The sequence below is a fragment of the Pseudoalteromonas sp. S1727 genome, from assembly GCF_005886375.1.
Taxonomy (GTDB): Bacteria; Pseudomonadota; Gammaproteobacteria; order Enterobacterales; family Alteromonadaceae; genus Pseudoalteromonas; species Pseudoalteromonas haloplanktis.
The window spans coordinates 1-1079 of sequence record NZ_PNDT01000209.1 but is presented as its reverse complement, the minus strand read 5'-3'; the positions used below and the strand labels follow the sequence as shown (position 1 = coordinate 1079).

The following is a 1079-nucleotide window of genomic DNA, read 5'->3' as shown; positions in this document are numbered from 1 at the left end:
ATGGCGTGAATGCCGATGGCTCGAAAGCTAAGTACTTAGTTGGCTATCAGGGAGAAATGCAAACCGGTTCTCGTCTCAAAAAAGCAACACCGCTTTATGGCACTTCTTATTTGCTAGATCCTTTGCTCCACGATGATGATAAAATGCTTATAGTGACTTATCCGTGGACATCAAGTAGTGAACCACACACGGTTGTCTATAAGGTTGATGTTTTTACAGGCAAGCGTCGTAAAGTGACGCGTTCACCGTCACGAATGGCCAACTTTTTGACTGATCATGAAGGGAATGTCAGAGTCGCAGTCGCCAGTGATGATTACATTAAACCAACAATCCATACCCGCGAAAAGTCAGGTGGCAATTGGCAACCACTTAACTTAGGTGATTTGAGTTACAGTGATGTGACATTACATGCTTTTGATAGTAGTGGTGACGCTGTTTATGTCACAGCTTCAGTAAGTGGTGAAGCACAAGGCTTATATAAATTGAATCTAAAAACTAAAGTAATTGATTTAATTCATAAGGAAGAGGAAGTATCACCAAAGCAAATATGGGTTGATGAAGCATCAAAAGAGTTATTTGCGATTGAAACCGAACTAGGTTATCCGACTTATGCTTTTGTCGATGGACAATCTGATAAAAGCATGCGTTTAAAAGCTTTAATCTCCGCTTTACCAGGCGAGCAAGTGCAGCTCGTTAGTAGCACTGAAGATGGCGATACGAATGTTATCTATGCTTCGAATGATCGAAACCCTGGGCAATATTATTTATTTGACGCCAAAAATAATAACTTACGATTTTTGTTTGCATCTCGTAGTTGGCTTGATGCAGAGCAAATGGCCCAGACCAAGCCAGTGAGTTTTACTAGTCGAGATGGTTTAACCATTTATGGTTATTTAACAGTGCCGAATAACACTTCAGAGCAAAACTTACCTTTAGTAGTTATGCCACACGGTGGTCCACACGGCCCTCGCGATTGGTGGGGATTTGACCCCGATGCACAGTTGCTTGCAAATCGCGGTATGGCTGTACTAAAAGTTAATTTTAGGGGCTCTGGTGGTTTTGGCCGTAACTTTGAGCAT

The 1079-nt window shown here is 41.9% G+C and carries 1 protein-coding gene; it reads left to right on the top strand.

Annotated features, from left to right (window positions below):
• On the top strand, positions 1–1079 hold a 1079-nt coding region (locus tag CWB85_RS21660), incomplete at both ends, for an alpha/beta hydrolase family protein (protein WP_349304077.1).